The sequence below is a fragment of the Exiguobacterium sp. s75 genome, assembly GCF_018617145.1.
In the GTDB taxonomy this organism is placed as follows: domain Bacteria; phylum Bacillota; class Bacilli; order Exiguobacteriales; family Exiguobacteriaceae; genus Exiguobacterium; species Exiguobacterium profundum.
The window spans coordinates 1219272-1240841 of the sequence record NZ_JACSJQ010000001.1 but is presented as its reverse complement, the minus strand read 5'-3'; the positions used below and the strand labels follow the sequence as shown (position 1 = coordinate 1240841).

The following is a 21570-nucleotide window of genomic DNA, read 5'->3' as shown; positions in this document are numbered from 1 at the left end:
CCAAATGGAAACGTTTTATATCGCATGAAGACAGGGTAAATGGATGACAGATACCTGTCTTCCTTTTTTAAGATGTTTTATGAAAACTTTTTGAAAATCAGGACTTGTAGGAGGAGTAGTTTATGAATAGTAACAACGTAACGATTTACGATGTCGCACGAGAAGCCGGGGTGTCAATGGCAACCGTTTCTCGTGTCGTCAACGGAAACCCGAACGTCAAACCGACAACACGCAAGAAAGTACAGGATGCGATTGACCGTCTTGGTTATCGTCCGAACGCCGTCGCGCGTGGACTTGCGAGTAAAAAAACGACAACGGTCGGTGTCATCGTACCGGATATCTCGAACATCTTCTTTGCTGATTTGGCACGAGGCATTGAAGACGTGGCGACGATGTACAAATACAACATCATCCTTGGTAACTCGGATTCGAGTCGTGACAAGGAAGTGCATTTACTCAATACGTTGTTAGGGAAGCAAGTGGACGGCATCATCTTCATGGGTGGACGTTTGCATGAAGACCTCGTCGAAGAGTTCAAAAAATCACCGGTTCCAATCGTTCTCGCAGCGACGTTGAACCAAGGATATGATCTCCCTGCCGTCAACATCGATTATGAACAAGCCGCATATGACGCGACTCAGATGTTGATCAACCACGGACATGATCGTGTTGGATTTATCACTGGACCGCTCGAACAACAAATCAATGGCGAGAAGAAATTCGCTGGATACCGTCGCGCGCTTGAAGATGCAGGTCTTCCATTCCATGATAACGATATGATTCTTGGAAATTATACGTATGCGTCTGGTCTCGAGGCGATGCAAAAAATGTTGCAGCGAGATGATTGCCCGAAAGCCATCTTTGCGGGGACGGATGAGATGGCACTCGGTGTCATCCACGCGATCCAAGATGCAGGTTACTCGGTTCCAAACGACTTTGAAGTCGTCGGTCACGATAACACGCGTCTCGCGACGATGATTCGTCCGAAGTTGACGACGGTCGTTCAACCGATGTACGATATCGGAGCCGTCGCGATGCGTCTCTTGACTAAGATTTTGAACGCGGAAGAAATCGAAGAGAAAAACGTCGTGCTTCCTCACCGAATCGAACGCCGTGACTCGCTTCGCCAAGATTAATCAAAAGGCCTCCCCATCCGTCACATCATGTGAGGGAAAGGGGAGGCTTATTTTTATAGGTAAATTGACTTTCGGTCATTTGATATGAACGGCCAAAAGGCTCGTTTTGTGACTTCCCAATTCTTTTCTTCGATTTGTTGACGGCGCGGGATATGATCAAACGCATAAAGCGAGTCGTCCCAGCGAGTGGGTAACGGTTGACCAGCGACACCAGACCATTGCTCAATCCACTCGCGCGGAATATCTCCAGAATAGGGTGCTTCTCTCGTCAATCCAGCCCACACTTGAGCCCATGCGCGTGGCACGGCACGATACCAGTCATACCCGCCGCCACCAAGGGCGACGAGACGGCCGTCTGTATATTCATCGGCCAGGCGTGAGGCAATCTGCGGGATTTGTTCGAACGTCCGTATCGTTGATGCCAGATGGGTGAGTGGATCAAAGACATGGGCATCCGCACCGTTCTGAGTCAGGATGATATCAGGTTTGAACCATTCGCACGCTTCACGTAAAACGGTCTCATAGCAAGTCAAAAATGAGTCATCTTGGGTGAACGCATCGACCGGTACGTTCCAACTGTAGCCGTATCCTTTCCCATTACCTCGTTCTGTCACCATTCCGGTACCCGGGAAGAGATAGCGACCTGTCTCGTGTATGGATAAAGTCATCACATCATCATCGTCATAGAAGAGCCATTGGACCCCGTCCCCATGATGCGCATCCGTATCTACATAGAGAACGCGCGACCCGTATTGTTTTCTCACATGTGCGATGGCGACGGCCGCATCGTTATAGACGCAAAATCCTGATGCTTTGCGCCGCATTCCATGATGTAGACCGCCCCCAACATGGAAGGCGCGCTCTGCTTTGCCGCTCGCAACTAGATCGAGCGCATGAATCGTCCCTCCGACAAGCCGTGCGGCTCCCTCGTGTATCGTCGGAAAGATGGGAGTGTCTTCCGTACCGAGACCAAACTTATTCGCTTTCAGCGTGGAAAGTTCTCCTGCCCCCGCAGCTTGTACGGCTTCGATGTAGTCAAAGTCATGAACGAGCGCTAACGCTTCAACCGAAGCGAGTGGCGGAGATACACATTCCGATTTGGACAGTTTTCCGGCTGCAATCAATAGCGATGTCGTTAATTCCAGTCGTAACGGATTGAACGGGTGATCCTCATGAAAGCGATAAGACGTCTCGTCTTCGCCAAATATGTAAATCGGTCTCATCGCGACATCTCCGGACCGAGGACATCATAGCCTTCACGTTTCAACCGTTCGATGATTCGGAGCGGGTTCATCGTCTGGACGCGGAAAGAGATGATACGTTTATACGGATCGCTCGTCGGATGAACGAAGACGTTGATGATATTGACGTTTGTTTTGGCGAGGAGGCGGGTCACTTTTTCGAGTGTACCGGTCGTATTTTCGACGAGGATCTCGATTTGCGAACTCGGTTCGAGGGCGCCGGTCAATTGGACGAAGTAACGTAATAAATCTGTCTCTGTCAATACACCGACGAGTTTCCCTTGTTCGACGATCGGGAGACAAGTTAGCCGGTTTTCGTAAAACAAGGCAGCGGCATCTTCAAAGAAGTCGAAAGGATGCGCTGTCGGTACCTCGGATCGCATGATACTCGATACAGGGTTCTGAAAGTCTGCGTTTTCACTTTCGGGATGAAAGACGCTCGTCGCCCCACTCATCTCGAATTGTCCGACAATCCCAACGACTTGTCGGGCAGGATTCGTCACAATCAAATGTCGGACACGATGCTCGCGCATCAGTTTAGCGGCATGAGCAATCGTATTGGTCGGTTGAATCGTCACCACATGTCGATTCATCATCTGTTCGATTAACATGAAATCCCTCCTTAGTCGTACATGAATCGTCGGCGAAGCCGAAGCGAGTCAAAATGATCAATCGTCTCTTGGCGTACATGTTTTCCGATACGAGCCATCAAACAGTTGGCAGGATGGGAGGCAATCTCAGGATCGTCTGTCGGGAAGAAAACAAGTCCACCGTGATTCATCATCTTTTCCATGACTTTTCGATAATCCCAAATCGAGAGTCCACTACCTTTCAAATCCCAGTGCCAATAATATTCGGTCGTCAAAATCAAAAAGTCATCCATATGTGGGTCCATCATCGATACTTCGAGTAATTGTTTCCCGATTCGTTGACCACGGAAGCGAGGACTCACCTCGATTGCCCCGAGTTCAAGGATGTATGGGTCATTCCCTTCACTCCAACGCTCATACGGGTCAGGATAGAGGAAAGTCACGTATCCAATCACGAGGTCGTCTTGCCTGGCGACGATGATTCTTCCTTCTTTCAACCCAGCAATATCGACGAGTGCTTCGTGCTGATCTTCTGGTTCACGAAATGCCGTCAATCCTTCATCCAGACGATACGTCCGTAACACGTCAGGTGCCACCGGCCCATCAATCGTGACTTCCCCCTGTGAGGTCTGCCACATTTTTGAATGATATTGTTTTTCCATAGGGTCACCACCTTTTCCATCTCTTATTATAGCGCTTTCATTGTGGAGGAATCATCCGCTTTTGATGAAATTGGAAATTCATTGATTTGTCATAATTTTAACACTATACTGAAAGTGGTTATACCAATCTTTACAGGGGAGGCGAATCTTTGACGATGGAAAAATTGAAAGCGTTAACAGGGGAGCATCAATTAGCGTCGTATGAAGAGGCTTGTCAGTCGTTTGAGTGGACACAAGCAGAAGCATTGTTTTCTTGGAATTTGACGGGGAAAGTCAATTTGGCATATGAAGCCATCGACCGTCATGCGGAAAGTGAATTGGCGACAAAAGTGGCACTGCTTTATTTCGATGGGGATCGAGAAGAGCGGTACACGTATGCGGATATGAAGAAAGAAAGTAATCGTTCTGGTAATGTTCTGAAGTCGATTGGTGTGGAGAAAGGCGACCGCGTCTTTATCTTTATGCCACGTCAGCCAGAACTTTATTTTATTTTGCTCGGTGCAATCAAACGAGGGGCCATCGTCGGTCCTCTCTTTGAGGCGTTCATGGAACAGGCGGTTCACGACCGTTTGCTCGACTCGGAAGCGAAAGTGATTGTGACGACGAAAGAACTGTTGCCGCGCATTCCGGTCGATCAGTTGCCTCATTTAGAGACCATTCTACTCGTTGGGGACGATGTCGAAGAGTCGGAAAAGGTGCTCGATTATCGTAAACTGGCGAACGATGCGACGACAGATCTCGAATTGACGTGGGTCGACCGTGAAGACGGTCTGATTTTACACTATACATCGGGCTCAACAGGAAAACCAAAAGGGGTTCTCCACGTCCATAATGCGATGATTCAACATATGATGACCGGCAAATGGGTACTCGATCTTCAACCGGATGATATTTACTGGTGCACGGCTGACCCGGGATGGGTGACGGGGACGAGCTACGGTATTTTTGCGCCTTTCTTAAATGGTGCGACAAACGTCATCGTTGGTGGACGCTTCAATCCTGAATTTTGGTATTCGGTCATTGAACGGTTTGGCGTGACAGTTTGGTATAGTGCCCCGACGGCGTTCCGCATGCTCATGGGCGCTGGCGACGAAGCGTTTGAGAAGTATGATTTGTCTTCACTTCGTCATATTTTATCCGTCGGTGAGCCGCTAAATCCAGAAGTCATTCGTTGGGGACACGAAGCATTTGATCTTCGAATCCATGATACGTGGTGGATGACAGAGACCGGTGCGATGATGATTTGTAACTATCCGACGATGGACATCAAACCGGGCTCAATGGGGAAACCGATCCCAGGTTGCGAAGCGGCTATTTTGGATGACCGGGGTCAACCACTTCCACCACACCGAATGGGGAACTTGGCACTCAAGACGCCTTGGCCGTCGATGATGCGGAAGATTTGGAAGAACGATGCGAAGTATGAGAGTTACTTCTGGGGAGATTGGTATGTGTCAGGTGATTCTGCTTATATGGACGAAGACGGCTATTTCTGGTTCCAAGGTCGGGTCGACGACGTCATCATGACAGCAGGAGAACGGGTCGGACCGTTTGAAGTGGAAAGTCGACTCGTGGAACATCCGGCTGTGGCTGAAGCGGGTGTCATCGGAAAACCGGACCCGGTCCGAGGTGAAATCATCAAAGCGTTCATTGCGCTACGTAAAGGTTATGAACCGTCTGATGAGTTAAAACAAGAAATCCAGCAATTCGTCAAAGAAGGATTGGCTGCGCATGCAGCACCACGTGAGATCGAATTCAAGGACAAGTTGCCGAAAACACGAAGCGGGAAGATCATGCGTCGTGTCTTGAAGGCTTGGGAATTGAATCTTGAAACAGGTGACCTCTCGACGATGGAAGATTAAGATAAACAAAGGGTCGACACATCGTGTGTCGACCCTTTGTTTATTCACCGTTAGCATCAGCATCAGCCTCTTCTTCAGCCTGTTGTTCGGCTTCTTCAGCATCTTCTTCAGCTTTCTTCTTCGCTTCTTCCTCAGCTTTTTTCTTTGCCTCGGCGTCTGCTTTTTGTTTAGCTTCTTCTTCAGCTTTTTTCTTAGCGGCAGCATCGGCAGCAGCCTCTTGTTTCTTCTCCTCAGCTTCTTTCTTTGCTTCTTCGGCCTCTTTCTTGGCCTCTTCTTCTTTCTTCTTCTCTTCCTCTTCTTTTTCTTTCTCTTCTACTTTCTTCTTCTCAGAGAACGAACCTGAGTCTTGGAAGTCTTTCGAAGTGACGGTTGAAGGTTGTGAGAAGCGGGCGCTGACACCTAGAGCTTCTGGGTCATCCGCATAGACACGATTCATCGTTTGCGACCAGATGCGCTGTGTCCGTTGATAGTAACGTCCATAATCCCAACCATCTAGCATTGAAAGGCGTTGTGAATCATAACCTGACCAAACTGCGAGTGTAACGTTCGGGTTCGACCCGACCAAGTACGAATCACGTTGATCGTTCGTTGTACCGGTTTTACCCATCCAATCGCCAGGAACGCTGAGCAATGATTGTGCATATGTCGCAGTACCTGACGTGTAGACGTCACGGAGCATGTCCACTACGAGATAAGAGGTACGTTCTGTGAAAATACGCGTTTTCTTCGGCTTCGCTTCGTAAATGACTTCACCTTGATATTCGATTTCTTGGATGAAGTACGGTTCCACGTGTTCACCGTAATTTGCTAGCATCGCATAAGAGGCGGCCAAATCGATTGGCTTGACTTCCCCGGTACCGAGTGCCATCGCTGAAGCATAACGGTTTCCTTCAGATACCGGAATCCCCATGTCGACTAATTTCTGCGTATCAGCAGGTTTTTGGTTACGTTCTTCATAAATCTTAACAGCCGGGACGTTCAAGGAGAGCTTGAGCGCATCGCGTACTGTGACAGCACCGCGATACGTTTTCCCTTCGTTTTGAACCTGTTTCTTCGGTTGTCCCGGACCCGTGAACTTATAAAAATACTCTTCGTCGATGATTTGAGTGGCAGGCGTAATCATGCCAGCTTCAATCGCATTTGAATAGACAAGAATCGGTTTTGCAGTCGACCCGATTTGACGTTCTGCCCAGAAGGCGCGGTTCAAATCGTCGGTCTTGCCGTTGATATAGCGGCCCCCGACGAATCCGAGTACTTTCCCGGTCTTATTCTCAATCATGACAGAAGACGTTTGTTCAGGAAGTGTGCGGTTCTCATCTTTAATCGTTTGATTCGGTCCGAAGTTGCCAGCGTTTTTAGCCGGTTGTTGCATCGCTTCGTGAATTTCTTTATCCAATGTCAAACGGATGTTGAACCCACCTTGACGCAACATGTTATGAGCACGCTTCGCATAAGTCGAACGGACAGAGTCCTGTTCCTCCGAGCTCAACTCATTGATTTCAATCCCATCTTGCTCCAATAGATAATCCGTTACGATTTGGCGTGCTTGAAGTTCTGCTTCGTCTACCACGTACGGATATTTGTCGCGAGGCTTCGTCTGAGTCTGCATGAAGTCTTGCGTGATGTCGTAGTTATAAGCGGCATCATATTCTTCTTTCGTGATCTTTCCTGCAACGTACATGCGGTTCAATACCGTTTTCATTCGGTTAACCGCACCCGATACGTCCTCTTTGATGACGCCACCTTGATAGTAAGGTGTGTAGAAGAATGGGTTTTTTGGGATACCGGCAAGGAAAGCGGCTTGTGGAAGTGTCAATTTCTCTGCCGAAGTATTGAACACACCGCGAGCGGCGGCCTCAATCCCTGAAATGTTACGTCCCATCGAGTTACGTCCGAATGAGACAACGTTCAGATAGGCGTTTAAAATTTCATCTTTGTCCATCGCTTTCTCTAGACGAAGGGCGAGTAATATTTCTTTTGCTTTCCGTTCGAAAGATACTTCGTTCGTCAACATTTGGTTTTTAATCAATTGTTGCGTCAACGTTGAACCACCCGTGCGATCTTCAGATCCTGTTGCTTCTTGTAAAATAGCGCGCAACGTCGCTTTTGGAACGACGCCATCGTGCTCATAGAATTCGACATCTTCCGTCGCAAGTAGTGCATCGACGACGTATGGAGAAACTTTTTCTACTGGAATCGGGATTCGTACCTCATCGGTCGTATAGTTCCCGATGCGCTCCCCGCTTCCGAAGTAAATATTGGAAGTCGATGTATACGTATTGATTTGCGCAGTCATCGTTTTATAAGCCGGGGTCGGCATATCTTTGACGAGTGACGCGAAATATCCGACACCAATTCCAGCACCTAAAAACCCGATGAGTACAACAGAAATGATGGTCAGGAGTAGGACGTTCCACGACACATCATACATAACATTGGCATAACGACGTACTTTCAATGACGTCGGATTATTCCATAAGTCTCGAATCTTCTGCAGCATGACAGCCTCCTTAAATATGGTGTAAAACTATTTTAGACAGTAATATATTCGATTATAGCACAATTCAACCTACACCTTACCTCGAAACCGAAGTCTCGTGCAAGTTTCATTGTAAGAGTTGACAAGTTGAAATCGATGCTTATAAAATGAATAGCATAGTCAACAAGATAATGACGCTGTGAAGAAAGCGAAGTAGTCGACGGGCCTCTTGTCCAGAAAGCTAGTGGTTGCTGTGAACTAGCCAATGTCAATCGATGAATTACACTTTTAGAGCGTGCCTTCGGGCCGGTTCGAGACCGTTATCTCTCGCTCAAGCGGTCGCAAATTGCGACAAGTAGGGTGGTACCGCGGAATCTCCGTCCCTTCTCATATGAGAAGGGACGTTTTTTTATGTCAATCGAAGGAGTGGAACAAATGGAACTATTAAACGATTTAGAGTTTCGAGGACTTGTCAACCAAATGACAGATGAAGAAGGATTAAAAGAACAACTCAAGCAACCGACGACGTTATACACGGGATTTGATCCGACAGCGGACTCGCTTCACATCGGGCACTTGCTCCCGATCTTGACGCTAAAACGTTTCCAGCAGGCCGGCCATCAGGTCATCGCGCTCGTCGGTGGGGCGACAGGGATGATTGGTGACCCGTCTGGTCGTTCGGATGAACGTTCACTAAACACGTTGGATACGGTCAAGCTCTTCTCCGATCGCATCAAGGATCAGTTGAGCCGATTCCTTCCACTTGAAGGGGAGAACCCGATCACGATTCGCAACAACTACGAATGGACGGAAGAGATGTCAATCATCGACTTCCTGCGCGACATTGGGAAGCACTTCCCAATCAGTTACATGCTTGCGAAAGACTCTGTCGATTCACGTATGGAGAACGGGATCTCGTATACAGAGTTCTCTTACATGTTGCTCCAATCTTACGACTTCTTGAAACTATACGAGACAGAGAAATGTCGTCTTCAAGTCGGTGGAAGTGATCAATGGGGGAACATCACGGCAGGTCTTGAATTGATTCGTCGCTTTGGTCACTCTGAAAAAGCGTTCGGTCTCACCGTGCCACTCGTCACAAAGTCGGACGGACAAAAGTTCGGGAAGACAGCGGGCGGTGCAGTTTGGTTAGATGCGGATAAGACGTCGCCATATGAGTTCTACCAGTTCTGGATCAACGTCGACGATGCAGATGTCATCAAGTTCATCAAATACTTCACGTTCATGTCGCATGAAGAGATTGAGGCACTTGCAGCCGAAGTGACAGAAGCGCCTGAAAAGCGCGTGGCACAGCGCCGACTCGCAGAAGAGATGACAAAGCTTGTCCACGGTGAAGCAGGACTTGAACAAGCGGAGCGCATCACGAAAGCGTTCTTTAGCGGAGATTTGACGTCGCTTCAACCGGAAGATATGGAAGATGCGTTTAAAGGCATGCCGCAATTCGAACTTGACGGTGAACGCAACCTTGTAGACCTCCTCGTCGAGGCGAACATCTCACCATCGAAACGTCAGGCACGTGAAGACGTGACGAACGGCGCGATTTACTTGAACGGCGAACGCGAACAAGCAATTGATAAAGTCGTCACTCGCGAAGACACGCTCGGTGAATTCACCATCATTCGCCGCGGTAAGAAGAAATACTTTGTGATTCGTCACGTATGAACATCCTGTCCGTTCCTCATTTGTTGAGGAATGGACTTTTTTTTATACATGACGTGCGGTTCGGATTTGCTAAAATGAGGAGAAAGGAGGGATGACGATGGAGATAGAAGAATTTTTCGGCGACCAGTTCCATCAATGGCGCGAACACTTTCGTTATTATGAAATGGCGATCACGGAACTCGAGAGCGATCTCGGGATCATTGACTTGGATTGGCAGACGAGACTCGGGTATTCACCGATTGAACATGTGAAGACGAGAATGAAAACATTGCCGTCTATCGTGCGCAAGATGAAACGGAAAGACTTACCTTTAGAGGTTTCGGCACTTTGGGAGCATGTGCACGATGTGGCGGGCATTCGGATTGTCACGAGCTTCCGTGATGACATATATGAGATTTTGCGTCATCTAGAGGCGCGAGATGATTTAGATATCATCGAAATAAAAGATTACATTAAATACCCAAAACCGAGCGGGTATCGGAGCTTACATCTCATCGTGAAAACGAAAGTCTATTTGGCCGAACGAATCATCTGGGTGCCGGCCGAGATTCAGATTCGGACACTTGCTATGGATTTTTGGGCGGCGACGGAACATAAGCTTCAATATAAATATCAGCATGAAGTACCAGATTCATCGAAAGAAGAGCTGATTGAAGCGTCACTCATGGCGGATGCCCTCGATACGCAAATGGGACGCATTCGACAAGAGATTTTGAAGAAATAAAAAAATCCCCTTCGTGAAGAAGGGGATAAAAAGCATTAACGTGAGTAGTACTCGACGATGAGTTGCTCTTTGATTTGGTCGTTGAGTTCAGCGCGTTCTGGGAGACGTACGAATGTACCTTCGAGTTTCTCAGCGTCAAACGATACGAAGTCTTTTGTAGCTGGTGCTACTTCAAGTGCTTCAGCGATTGCTTTTACGTTTTTCGACTTTTCACGAACTGCGATGACTTGACCTGGTTTTACGCGGTAAGACGCGATGTCAACGCGTGATCCATCAACAGTGATGTGACCGTGGTTGACGAGTTGGCGTGCTCCACGACGTGTGCGAGCGAGGCCGAAACGGTAAACGAGGTTGTCAAGGCGTGATTCGAGCAAGAACATGAAGTTCTCACCGTGGATGCCTGGCATTTTACCAGCATCGTTGAAGATGCGGCGGAATTGCTTCTCGTTCACTCCGTACATGTGACGAAGTGCTTGCTTCGCTTGAAGCTGAAGACCGTATTCTGAGATTTTCTTACGACCATTTCCGTGTTGACCTGGTGCGTAAGGACGTTTTGCTAATTCTTTACCCGTTTCGCTAAGCGAGATGCCTAAGCGACGCGAGAGTTTCCAAGCTGGACCTGTGTAACGAGCCATGATTGGACTCCTCCTTGTTGTTCATGTATTTTGCACAAAAGAACAACGGTGTCAAAGACGAGTAACGCCCCTTTCTAGGTGCAAGCACCTTCACTTGATAGCGAAGCTACGAGATGCCCCTCCGACAAAAGTCGAGGCCCGAAAGGTGGATACGTTTGTCTGTGACTGCTATCGTCATTTCATGCACAAAGATGAGTATACGATGAATACCATCTCTTGTCAATCAAATATAGCGAAGAAGTGTTTCGCAAAAACGTTCGAGTCCTTGACGGTCGATTTCTGAGAAACGGTCGAACTCCGGGCTATCGATATCGAGCACGCCAATCGTTTTCCCGTCACGTACGAGAGGGACGACGATTTCAGAGTTCGAAGCTGCATCACATGCGATATGACCAGGGAATTGATGAACATCGGCCACGAGCTGTGTTTCTTGTGTAGCTGCCGCAGTTCCGCAAACCCCTTTACCGAACGTGATGTGAACGCAAGCCGGGAGTCCCTGGAATGGTCCTAGAATGAGACTGTCTTCAGAATCAGTCACATAGAATCCGACCCAGTTGATCCGATCTAAAAATTGGTTGAGTAATGCGCTGGCGTTGGCGAGGTTGGCCACTGTATTCGTTTCGCCTTCTAATAATGCGGCGAGTTGCTTGTTTAACAGGTCGTAACCGGCTGTCAAATCACCTGAGTACGATGTCGTTTGGAACATATGAATTCCCCTCCATCTTTCATGTTTTTAGAATTTAGCATTATGGTACACGCAAATTTCAGATTTGTCTTCTTAGAAAGTTCCGAAAAAATGAACAATCTCCACTGAAACCATTGGAAAACCTATGCAAATCGTTGGTTCTATAATATGATTAGGTATATCTATTCTTATAAAATACTTCTTTTTTTATATAAAGGTACATAAGTCCACGAAAGCGGCTTGGAGGTTGTGACAAAGATGGATTACGGAATTTATGGATTAATCATTGGAATCATCGTCGTCGTATTAGGCGGCATGTTGGGGAGTATGCTCATTCGAAGGAATTTTTACCAAAAAATTGACGACTTGGATATGAGGAAACAAAGTGTGCTCAGTGCGAGCATACCCGTCGAACTCCAGAAATTCAAACAGTGGCCGATGGAAGGGGAAACGAAAGAAAAGTTTGATCGTTGGCATCAATCTTGGGATGAGTTAGTCAGTGTACATGCAGGTCAAATCGATGAAGCGTTATACCGGGCTGAGGAAGACTTGGATAAATATCGTTTCATGAAAGTCAAAGCTGACTTGAATGCAACTGAACAACTCATTGAAGAGCTCGAGACGATGGTACACGCCATGCTCGATGAGATGGATGAATTTACGACGCATCACACCTCGCTTATGGACATTGTGAAGCAGGATGAGAAAGAGTTGTATCAGTTCCGCAAGACATTAAATTCACAAAACCATGCGTTCGGACCAACCTATGCATTGGTGGAACAAGAGATTGCCGCTGCCGAGGCGAAACGCAGTGAGATGATTAACTTAAAGCAGGTCGGTCAAGTTTCTGAAGCATTTGAAACCGGACAAGCCTTATCGAATCAAGTAGGACACATCCGTGAACTGATTCGGATCATTCCGCAATTTGTACGTACGGTTCAAGTGGAACTGAAACAACAACTTCAACAACTCCGCGCTGGACATAAAGAAATGCAAATGGACGGGTATGCGCTTGAACCACTAGGATTAATGGAAGAAATCGATCAAGCGGAAGATCGTCGAGAAGAGTTGATGGCTCGAATCGAACGCTTGGAATTTGATCATTTTGAAGAGGACATGCAACAGTTGAGCTCGGATATCGATCAATTATTCGAAGCATTCCGAACAGAGGTCGATGCCCGCCAATACGTGAAAAAAGAATTTGCGACGATACAAGAGCGCGAATTGCAATCTGCCGAAATCATGAATCACTTACAGACGGAAATGTCTCGACTTGTAAGCAACTATGAAATCAATGCACGCGTCGGAGAAGAATTCGAACAATTAGAACGTGAACGAACGACTCTCACGGCGAATGTACTTGATATTGAACAAGCTCTCGTCGCGCAAATGTTACCGTTTAGTATGATCAAATCCAAAGTGCAGGAAGCGAAACGGTCACTTGACCAATTCAGTGCCATGCATGAGCGTTTCATTGAGGATACGAATTCATTACGTAAAGAAGAGCTTGAGGTCCGTCACAAGTTAGAAACGTGGAAAAAAGAATTGTCTGGGCATCGTCGCCTGTTAGCGAAAAGTGCGATGCCGGTTGTTCCGAATGATTTGTCAAACGACTTACGTCAGCTCCAAAAAGGTGTCCAGTCGTTAGACGAACAGTTTGACAAGGCACCGTTCAACATGACGTATATCGTCGGGCTTAGCCATGATGTCGAAGAGATGATGGATAACTTCCGTGACCGTGTCCATGCACTGATTCGTCAAGTGACGTATGCGGAACAGTTGCTCCAATATGCAAACCGCTTCCGTCGCCGTGACAACGAGGTCCATATCGCCTTGACGCTTGCGGAAAACAAGTTCTTGCATGGAGAGTATGGCACTGCGGTCGAAATCGGTGAGCGGGTGCTCGGTCGATTCGATGAGAACGGAGCCAATGAAATTCGTCAACGTGTGGATAAAGGGTTAGAACAGCAGGAATTGCTAAAAAAATAAACGATGCATGAAGATTGACGGAAACGGGAAAAACGTAGACGTCAATCTTTTTTCAATCAAGGAGGAATCGTCAGATGGGTACACTATGGGTCAACGGGAATATCTACACATTGAATAAACCGGGTGAGATGGAACGTGCCATGTTTATTGAGCATGGACGCGTCTTGAAGATGGGGGACGAGGGACATCTCCGACGTACATATGCCGGTCGCATCGAAGAGATTGTGAATTTGGAAGGGAAGAGTGTGTATCCGGCCTTTACCGATTCACACATTCACCTTGTCGGATACGGCGAAGCGCTCGACCGTGTCGATGCGAGTGAAGCGACGGATCTTCGAGAATTACTTGAAACGATGAAGCAACGAGGGTCGGACGACGATTGGATCGTCGCAGAAGGGTTTGATGATCGTCTGCTCGGTGACATGCCGACACGCGAGATGATTGATGAAGTGATTGACGACCGTCCTGTCGTGTTGAAGCGTGTCTGTCGTCACGTAGCCGTCGTGAACTCGAAAGGACTTGAACGACTTGGACTGATCCACCATACGGTGATCGAAGGTGGAAAACTTGGGCGAGGTGAAGAAGGTAAATTGAATGGCGTCCTATATGATGCTGCACTAGATCTCTTATATAAAGAATTGAGTGGGAACCGTAAGAAAAATGCGGCTTCTCTTCGCCGGGCAATCGATTCATTATTCGCACATGGAATCGTTGGTGCCCATACGGAAGACTTGTTCTATCATGGAGATCCGCTCGAAACGATTCAAGCGTACGAAGATGTACTGGACGAACTTCCGTTTCAAGCACACCTTCTCGTCCACGAACAGGTGGTGGATCGTGTCATCCAGCAAGATGCGATGACGCGTCGGAAGCGGTTTGACTTCGGTGCGATGAAACTCTTTGTCGACGGTTCGTTCGGTGGACGCACCGCTCTGTTATCTGCACCGTATGCGGATGATCGGAGTCAACGAGGAATTGAAGTACATCGACCAGATCATCTCGAGGCACTCGTGAAAAAAGCACGAACATACGGTATGAATGTGGCAGCGCATGTGATCGGTGATGCGGCGGTCGAGCAATTTGTCGGCCTGCTTGAGAAGTACCCTGCCAGAAAAGGGACACGAGATCGAATTATCCATGCCTCATTATTGAATGACTCATTGATCAACCGAATCAAATCATTGCCTGTTTTGATTGATGCACAGCCGGTATTTTTATCGGATGACATGGACATGCTGTTCGAGCGGTTGGGCAATGAGCGTGTGCATGATGTCTATCGATTCAAGTCTTTACTCGATACAGGGGCATTGGTGTTAGGAGGAAGTGACGCGCCGATTTCATCTGTTGACGTTCGAAAGGGATTGTTTGGAGCGGTGATGCGACAATCGTTTCACGGGTCGAGCACGCTAAATCCGAGTGAACGTCTATCGATGTATGAAGCTCTTCGCAGCTTCACGTATTCGCCTCATGTTGCTACAGGGACGCACGGAAGAAACGGGCTATTGGTTCAAAGTTACAATGCCAACTTCACAGTATGGGACGAAGATTTCTTTAAATTGAGTGGGGAAGACATCCTGCACAACCGTCTTGTCATGACTGTTGTCGAAGGGAAGCCGGTGTACGAGGCAGAAACAGCCACGATATAAAAAGAGGAGTGGTTTCACCCGAAAGGGATGGAACCACTCCTTTTCTTTATCAGAAGAATGAACGTTGCACTTTATGCCAGAACGAGTTGGTCCGAAGCTTGACAGTCTTGATGACCTTGTCCGAGAGTTCGATATCGATTCGGTCTGTGTACTTCAAGCTCAGCGCCTCGTTATCCATCCCAATAATCGGGTAGTCGTTGCCGTCTTCGACGATGCGGAGTGACAACTTACGCGAATCATGAACGATAAAGGATGAGCCGAGTGTGCGATAGCGATTGTTGTTGACCGAAGCGATCTCACTCACTTGCATACATGGGATGAGTGGGTCGACGACCGCACCGCTGAGAGATTTGTTATAAGCAGTCGATCCCGTCGGCGTCGATACAACCATTCCGTCCCCACGGAATGTTTCGAAATGTAGATCGTCGATATAGACCTCGATGGCGAGTGATTTGATAATACTTGATTTAATCGAAGCCTCATTTAAACAGAGGAGCGGTGTCGATTCGTTGATCGATGCTGAAAGAAGTGGATACTTCCGGACTTCGAGACCTTCTTCGATTCGCATCGAGTTGTCCGAGAAGAGGCGGTCGACTTCATCGAGTTTATGTATGTCGAAATCACAATAAAACTCGTTCAATCCACGACCGAAGCCAACGTAGATGGCGTCTTGACGAAAGCCTGTGTAGCGAACCGCCTGTAAAAATGCCCCGTCCCCGCCGACTGCAGCGATGATGTTCGCGTCCTCCGGTTGATTTACGATGTTGAACCCGTGTTTTTCCCCGATTTCTCTCAGTTTCTTCACTTCTTTTGTGAATTCGTTGACGTTACGATGGTACAAATAGACGTTGTTTCTCATCTGAGTCATCCCCTTTGTCAATGGTGTCCTCTTTATTATAACGTGTTTCTTCCTACCGATATAGGGAAAACTGAAACAGAGTCAAAAGCAGGAAGTTTGTCAAAGGCTCAAGTTCATCGATATGATGAACGAGTAACTACAACAAAGGGGATGAGTACATGCCAACATTTAAAGGGAACAACGTAACATTACAAGGAAATCCAGTGAAGGTAGGAGATCAAGCTCCTGATTTCCGCGTCTTGACGACTGCTTTAGAAGAAGTGACGTTAGCAACCTATCCGGGGAAAAAACTAATCAGTGTCATTCCTTCAATCGATACAGGCGTATGTGATGCACAAACGCGTGAGTTCAACGAAAAGGCCTCATCACTCGGTGGTACAGTCTTGACTGTATCGAACGATTTGCCGTTCGCACAGCGCCGTTGGTGTTCTGCATCTGGTTTAGATAACGTAGTCACCCTCTCGGACCACCGCGATCTTTCGTTCGCAAAAGCATATGGTGTTTTAATTGAAGAAATGCGTCTCCTTGCGCGTTCTGTATTCGTCGTCGATTCGAATGGCGTCGTCCAATATGTACAATATATGGATGAAATGACAGATGAAGTTGATTTCGCGGCGGCACTTGAGGCGTTCGAACAAGCGAATTGATTCGTTTGGCGAAATTGATTAAAATAGCTTACACTAGTACGTGAACCGACCGGTCCTCTCATGGGGGCCGGTTTTGTATGGAAAGGATGAACGAAAATGGAACGTTTTGAACAACTCTATCGTGATTGGAAGAAGGAAGCGAAGAAACTGGTCAACGATCTGGATGTATTACCGATCGAGGCACTCGTCCAAGTATTTGACCATGTTGACATTGAAAAAGAGAAGATGGACGATGTCCGTAAAGCAGTGAGTTTACTCGTCTTGGAAGAAACGACACAACTCCCCCCGAACAATCAACCGACACCGGATGCGGTCAGCCTATTTATGGGTTATCTAGCTTCGAAGCTACTTAAGGAAAACGCGACGATTCTAGATTTAGGTAGTGGGACAGGTACGTTGACGCACGCCGTTCTCTCTCAGTTAAAAGATGCGACAGCGCAAGCGGTCGAAGTGGATGAACTGTTGCTTCGTCTTTCCTATTCCATTAGTAACTTGTTAGGAGAACCAGTATCCTACTTCCATCAAGACGCCCTTGCTCCTCTGTTTGTTGAACCGAGCGACCTTTCCGTTGCTGACTTGCCGATCGGCTATTATCCAAATGATGAAGTGGCAGCCGGATACGACATGAAACGAGAACAAGGACATGCCTATTCGCATTTCCTCTTGATGGAACAGGCGATTCGCCATACGAAACCAGGTGGGCATGGATTATTTGTCATCCCGAACAATTTGTTTGAACAGGATGACGAAGGGAAATTAAAACAATGGATGGACCGTGAGGCTGTTGTGAAAGGGGTCATTCAACTTCCGACGACGATGTTTAAAGACGAACGTTACGCGAAAAGCTTATTGCTCCTTCAAAAAGTAGGAGAAGGCGTCACACGGCCAAAACAAGCGCTATTTGTGGAACTTCCGTCATTCACTGATGTCAGAGCGGTAGCGAATGTTGTGAAACAGATTGATGATTGGTTCAAAACAACTCAAAATTAATGGACAAAATACTTGAAAAAGGTATGCAAAATCAATTATCTTCATTATGATACAGTTATCAGTTTTAAATTGAACAGATAAAGATATGCGTTTAAAACGAAAGGTAAGAGGTGTATGACATGACGAAAATTATGGCAGTCAATGCGGGTAGTTCATCGCTCAAGTTCCAGTTACTCGAGATGCCAACGGAAGAGTTGCTCGCAGTCGGACTTATAGAGCGTGTAGGGAAAGAAGATGCGATTTTTACAATCAAGTACGGTGAAGGACAGAAGTTCAACGTGGTCACACCACTTCACACGCACAAAGAAGCGGTTGAATTGACGTTGGAGAAATTGATCGAATTGGATATCATCCAATCATTCGATGAGATTTCTGGCGTAGGTCACCGTGTGTTACACGGAAAAGAGTTGTATGCGGATTCGGTCGTCATTGACGATGAAGTCATGAAGAACATCGAGTCGTTCACCGAGCTCGGCCCACTTCACATCCCACCAAACTTGACAGGTATTCGCGCATTCCAGGCAATTTTGCCGAATGTCCCACAAGTAGCGGTATTCGATACAGCGTTCCACCAGTCAATGCCTGAAGAGAATTTCTTGTACAGTCTTCCTTATGAATACTATACAGAACATGGTGTACGTAAATACGGTTTCCACGGAACGAGCCACAAGTATGTCACACAGCGTGCGGCAGAACTTCTCGGTCGTCCGCTAGAAGACTTGCGTTTGATTTCATGTCACCTCGGTAGCGGTGCATCGATCGCTGCAGTAGCAGGTGGTCGCTCAATCGATACAACGATGGGCTTCACACCACTCGAAGGAATCACGATGGGAACGCGCTCAGGTTCTTTGGACCCGGCCCTCATCCCGTTCTTGATGCAAAAAACAGGGAAGTCTGCTGAAGAGGTCTTGAACGTCATGAACAAAGAGTCTGGCGTGTACGGACTTTCTGGTATCTCAAGTGACTTGCGTGACATCGAGCAAGCGGCTGCAGAAGGCAACCATCGTGCAGAAGTTTCATTGAAAATCTTCTCGAACCGTATTCACGGTTACATCGGTCAATATGCGGCTGAAATGAATGGTGTCGACGCCATCATCTTCACTGCAGGTGTCGGAGAGAACTCGGACGTCATCCGTGAACGCATCCTTCGCGGTCTTGAATTCATGGGTGTCTACTGGGATCCTTCACTTAACAACGGTGCTCGCGGAAAAGAGTTGTTTATCAACTATCCGCACTCACCAGTTAAAGTCATCATCATCCCGACGAACGAAGAATTGGTCATCGCGCGCGACACGGTACGCGTTGCAAAACTTGTCGAAGCACACGCATAATACGAAACGAACCCATGTTACTTCGTGTAACGTGGGTTTTTTATAAGCCTTTTTGACTAATGTGAAGAAGGGACAGTAGGACAATTGTTTTCCTCTTTGTAATATTCGGAGCTTGTTTTACATCGTTTTGCAATGTTTACGTCATGAATAAACCATATATTGGATGTAAATTTATAAAAATATCTCTCGTTCGATTCAAATGTCTAATCTAACACGATAAATCGTTACTTTTGACATCGATTTGTAATGTTCGTGTCACTCAAATGAACAGGAAGTGTAACGGCACTGACTGATGTTTCGTCATATAGTTATCTGGACGAAATATTCATTGGAAGTGACAAATCGCCTAGATAAAGGATGACACGGAATCGAAGACAAATTGACGAAGAGAGGACGAAAAAACGTATGTTGAAAAAAATCATGACGCTCTTACTTCTCGCCATCGCAGTATTTGCATTTGCTCTACCGACTTCACCAGTGGAAGCAGCTACTAAAAAAGTTTATGTTGCGACAAAGTCAGGTTCGAAGATGGTTTATGCAGAAGGGAAATCAAATGCACGAGTGATTGGGAAGATGACAGCGAGTGATCGTCTTCAACGTACAGGTTCTCGAGGTGCTTGGATTCGCGTGAACTATAAAGGGAAGGCCGGATGGGTCCCTACAAAGAACTTACGTACGGTAAGTGCTCCAAAACCGCTCAAACCAGCAAGCGTTAAGACATATACGATGAAAGCATCGGCATATACACCGTATTGCAAGGGATGTTCAGGTAAGACAGCACTTGGTTGGAACGTTCGTACTCAAAAGCGCAATGTCATCGCGGTAGACCCGCGCGTCATTCCGCTCGGAACAAAAGTACAAGTATACGTAGGCAGCAAGTTGTTAGGTACCTACACGGCAGCTGATACAGGCGGCGCCATCAAAGGAAATAAAATCGACATCTTAATGTATTCACATAGTGCGGCGATTCAATTCGGTCGCAAAACGGTTACGGTCAAGGTGTTGTAATGCATAAGAAAGGGTCTTGCGATTGCGCAAGACCCTTTCTTATGCATGGATGATTATTGACGAACGATGAGGACGTCACATTTCGCATAACGGACGATGCTTTCAGAGACGCTTCCGATAAAGAAACGTTCTACAGCGTTTAAACCTGTCGCGCCACAAATAATAAGATCAATATCATGATTAGGCGCAATCTTTTTCGCAATCGTCACTTTCGGTGAGCCGTATTCGATCACCGTCTCGACTTCTTTTACGCCACGCTCTTTCGCGCGATTGACATAGTCTTCAAGCAATTCTTTCGCATATGTCTCGGCGCGCTCTGTGATTGTCCGATCGTACGCTTCTACAGTCGCAAACGTCCGCGTATCAATCACATGACTGACGTACAGTTTCCCTTCGTTACGAATCGCGACATCGATTGCTGTTTCGAATGCACGTTCCGCCTCTTTAGAGCCGTCAACGGCAGATAAAATGTGTTTGTATACAATTGCCATGTAAATCCCAACCTTTCGCTCGAAATATACGTTCGGCTTACATATATAGTATACCACTTCTTTCGGTTTTCACGCTTTTTCGCCATGAAAATGAGTGAATTTTTTCATGGCGGTGTTCACGACATGTCCAAGTTTGGAATTCGTGTGAAAGAACGGGTAAAATAAGGCGGAGGAGGTAGGACGATGAAACACGTATTGATTACATCTGGTGCCAAAGGGATCGGACGCGTCGTGACGGAGCGTCTGTTACAAGATGGTTGGCACGTTAGCATTTTGCAACGGAATCCAATCGACTGGGAACATGAGCGGATACATATGATTGAGGCCGGATTGACGGACCGCGAACAACTGCTCTCGGCCTATGAGCAAGCGGTCGAACGGTTTGGTGAACCGGACGCCTTGATCTTAAATGCAGGTCCATATATCTTTGAGCGGAAACCGCTCGTCGAATTGACGGACGACGAGTGGGACGAAGTACTCACGGGCAACCTGTCCGCCTCATTTTGGTTAATGCGTCGTGCGCTTCCTTCCATGCGCTCGAATCGATTCGGACGCATCATCTCGTATGGATTTCCGGAAAGTGGGACGGCGCCTGGGTGGATCCATCGTTCTGCGTTTGCCGCTGCAAAGACGGGACTCGTCAGTTTGACAAAATCGGTCGCATTGGAAGAGGCACCGTTCGGGATTACGGCGAACATGGTCAACCCGGGCAATATCGTCGGCTCGCAAAAGGAGATGCGCATTGAGGAAGCGGAAGTAGATGAAAGCACTCCGGTCGGTCGACACGGGACGGGAGAAGATATCGCGCGTTTGATTTCGTTCTTATTACAAGAAGACTCGGACATGATCACAGGTGCCATCATCGATGTGACAGGCGGCGTCAACGTCGTCCATCAATATCGGAAGTGAGGG

General features: G+C 47.3%; 19 protein-coding genes and 1 other annotated feature. Of the genes, 11 read left to right on the top strand and 8 right to left on the bottom strand.

Annotation, left to right across the window (positions count from 1 at the left end; translation table 11 throughout):
* The first annotated feature begins 122 nt into the window (after nucleotides 1-122).
* Nucleotides 123-1136 (top strand): catabolite control protein A, encoded by a 1014-nt coding sequence (ccpA, locus tag KNO68_RS06400; RefSeq protein ID WP_074033452.1) that lies wholly within the window; start codon nucleotides 123-125, stop codon nucleotides 1134-1136.
* A 53-nt stretch (nucleotides 1137-1189) separates the two neighbouring features.
* Here ccpA and KNO68_RS06395 read toward each other — a convergent pair whose 3' ends face one another.
* From KNO68_RS06395 to KNO68_RS06385, 3 genes are read right to left on the bottom strand one after another with little or no spacing between them, the layout of a single operon-like run.
* Nucleotides 1190-2359, bottom strand: coding sequence for an acetoin utilization protein AcuC (locus KNO68_RS06395; RefSeq protein ID WP_214683955.1), 1170 nt, complete (start codon nucleotides 2357-2359; stop codon nucleotides 1190-1192).
* Entirely contained in the window at nucleotides 2356-2988 is a 633-nt protein-coding gene (locus KNO68_RS06390) for an acetoin utilization AcuB family protein (protein WP_012726747.1), read from the bottom strand. The genes KNO68_RS06395 and KNO68_RS06390 overlap by 4 nt, the downstream gene beginning before the upstream one ends.
* A gap of 11 nt (nucleotides 2989-2999) precedes the next feature.
* Nucleotides 3000-3629, bottom strand: a complete 630-nt coding sequence (locus tag KNO68_RS06385) for a GNAT family N-acetyltransferase (RefSeq protein WP_215112229.1) — start codon at nucleotides 3627-3629, stop codon at nucleotides 3000-3002.
* A gap of 155 nt (nucleotides 3630-3784) precedes the next feature.
* On the opposite strand from KNO68_RS06385, the gene acsA reads away from it, so the two are divergent.
* Nucleotides 3785-5491, top strand: coding sequence for an acetate--CoA ligase (gene acsA / locus KNO68_RS06380; RefSeq protein ID WP_074036486.1), 1707 nt, complete (start codon nucleotides 3785-3787; stop codon nucleotides 5489-5491).
* A 40-nt stretch (nucleotides 5492-5531) separates the two neighbouring features.
* On the opposite strand, the gene KNO68_RS06375 is transcribed toward acsA, so the two are convergent.
* A complete protein-coding gene (locus KNO68_RS06375) occupies nucleotides 5532-7991 on the bottom strand; it encodes a transglycosylase domain-containing protein (protein ID WP_214811289.1) in 2460 nt (819 codons plus the stop codon).
* 169 nt (nucleotides 7992-8160) lie between these two features.
* Nucleotides 8161-8358, top strand: a binding site (T-box leader).
* Between the two features lie 47 nt (nucleotides 8359-8405).
* Here KNO68_RS06375 and tyrS point away from each other — a divergent pair.
* On the top strand, nucleotides 8406-9653 hold the full coding sequence (gene tyrS / locus KNO68_RS06370) for a tyrosine--tRNA ligase (protein ID WP_214687025.1): 1248 nt from the start codon (nucleotides 8406-8408) through the stop codon (nucleotides 9651-9653).
* Between the two features lie 97 nt (nucleotides 9654-9750).
* Nucleotides 9751-10377, top strand: a complete 627-nt coding sequence (locus tag KNO68_RS06365) for a GTP pyrophosphokinase (protein ID WP_214683959.1) — start codon at nucleotides 9751-9753, stop codon at nucleotides 10375-10377.
* A gap of 35 nt (nucleotides 10378-10412) precedes the next feature.
* Here KNO68_RS06365 and rpsD read toward each other — a convergent pair whose 3' ends face one another.
* The gene (gene rpsD, locus KNO68_RS06360; protein ID WP_031423120.1) at nucleotides 10413-11012 is read right to left on the bottom strand and encodes a 30S ribosomal protein S4; all 600 of its coding nucleotides are present in this window, start codon (nucleotides 11010-11012) and stop codon (nucleotides 10413-10415) included.
* Nucleotides 11013-11235: 223 nt separating this feature from the next.
* Nucleotides 11236-11718, bottom strand: a complete 483-nt coding sequence (locus tag KNO68_RS06355) for a GAF domain-containing protein (protein WP_078147200.1) — start codon at nucleotides 11716-11718, stop codon at nucleotides 11236-11238.
* 237 nt (nucleotides 11719-11955) lie between these two features.
* On the opposite strand from KNO68_RS06355, the gene ezrA reads away from it, so the two are divergent.
* Both ezrA and KNO68_RS06345 read left to right on the top strand, forming a co-directional pair.
* Nucleotides 11956-13686, top strand: a complete 1731-nt coding sequence (gene ezrA / locus KNO68_RS06350) for a septation ring formation regulator EzrA (RefSeq protein ID WP_031423123.1) — start codon at nucleotides 11956-11958, stop codon at nucleotides 13684-13686.
* Nucleotides 13687-13760: 74 nt separating this feature from the next.
* Nucleotides 13761-15332: an amidohydrolase gene (locus tag KNO68_RS06345; RefSeq protein ID WP_214683960.1), complete on the top strand. Its 1572-nt coding sequence runs from the start codon at nucleotides 13761-13763 to the stop codon at nucleotides 15330-15332.
* A gap of 49 nt (nucleotides 15333-15381) precedes the next feature.
* Here the strand turns inward: KNO68_RS06345 and KNO68_RS06340 are convergent, their stop codons facing one another.
* Nucleotides 15382-16200 carry an NAD kinase gene (locus KNO68_RS06340; RefSeq protein ID WP_078147942.1) on the bottom strand — a complete coding sequence of 273 codons (819 nt, stop codon included), beginning with the start codon at nucleotides 16198-16200 and terminating at the stop codon, nucleotides 15382-15384.
* 149 nt (nucleotides 16201-16349) lie between these two features.
* Between KNO68_RS06340 and tpx the strand changes: the two genes are divergently transcribed.
* The 4 genes from tpx (at nucleotide 16350) to KNO68_RS15025 (ending at nucleotide 20167) form a co-directional block, all read left to right on the top strand.
* A complete protein-coding gene (gene tpx, locus KNO68_RS06335) occupies nucleotides 16350-16838 on the top strand; it encodes a thiol peroxidase (RefSeq protein WP_074036494.1) in 489 nt (162 codons plus the stop codon).
* Nucleotides 16839-16934: 96 nt separating this feature from the next.
* Nucleotides 16935-17828 (top strand): class I SAM-dependent methyltransferase, encoded by an 894-nt coding sequence (locus KNO68_RS06330; RefSeq protein WP_214687022.1) that lies wholly within the window; start codon nucleotides 16935-16937, stop codon nucleotides 17826-17828.
* Nucleotides 17829-17947: 119 nt separating this feature from the next.
* A complete protein-coding gene (locus tag KNO68_RS06325) occupies nucleotides 17948-19159 on the top strand; it encodes an acetate kinase (RefSeq protein WP_215112228.1) in 1212 nt (403 codons plus the stop codon).
* Nucleotides 19160-19564: 405 nt separating this feature from the next.
* Nucleotides 19565-20167: a 3D domain-containing protein gene (locus KNO68_RS15025; RefSeq protein ID WP_031423131.1), complete on the top strand. Its 603-nt coding sequence runs from the start codon at nucleotides 19565-19567 to the stop codon at nucleotides 20165-20167.
* A 53-nt stretch (nucleotides 20168-20220) separates the two neighbouring features.
* On the opposite strand, the gene KNO68_RS06315 is transcribed toward KNO68_RS15025, so the two are convergent.
* Entirely contained in the window at nucleotides 20221-20658 is a 438-nt protein-coding gene (locus tag KNO68_RS06315) for a universal stress protein (RefSeq protein ID WP_215112227.1), read from the bottom strand.
* Nucleotides 20659-20841: 183 nt separating this feature from the next.
* On the opposite strand from KNO68_RS06315, the gene KNO68_RS06310 reads away from it, so the two are divergent.
* Nucleotides 20842-21567, top strand: coding sequence for an SDR family oxidoreductase (locus KNO68_RS06310; RefSeq protein WP_214683962.1), 726 nt, complete (start codon nucleotides 20842-20844; stop codon nucleotides 21565-21567).
* Nucleotides 21568-21570: the final 3 nt, after the last annotated feature.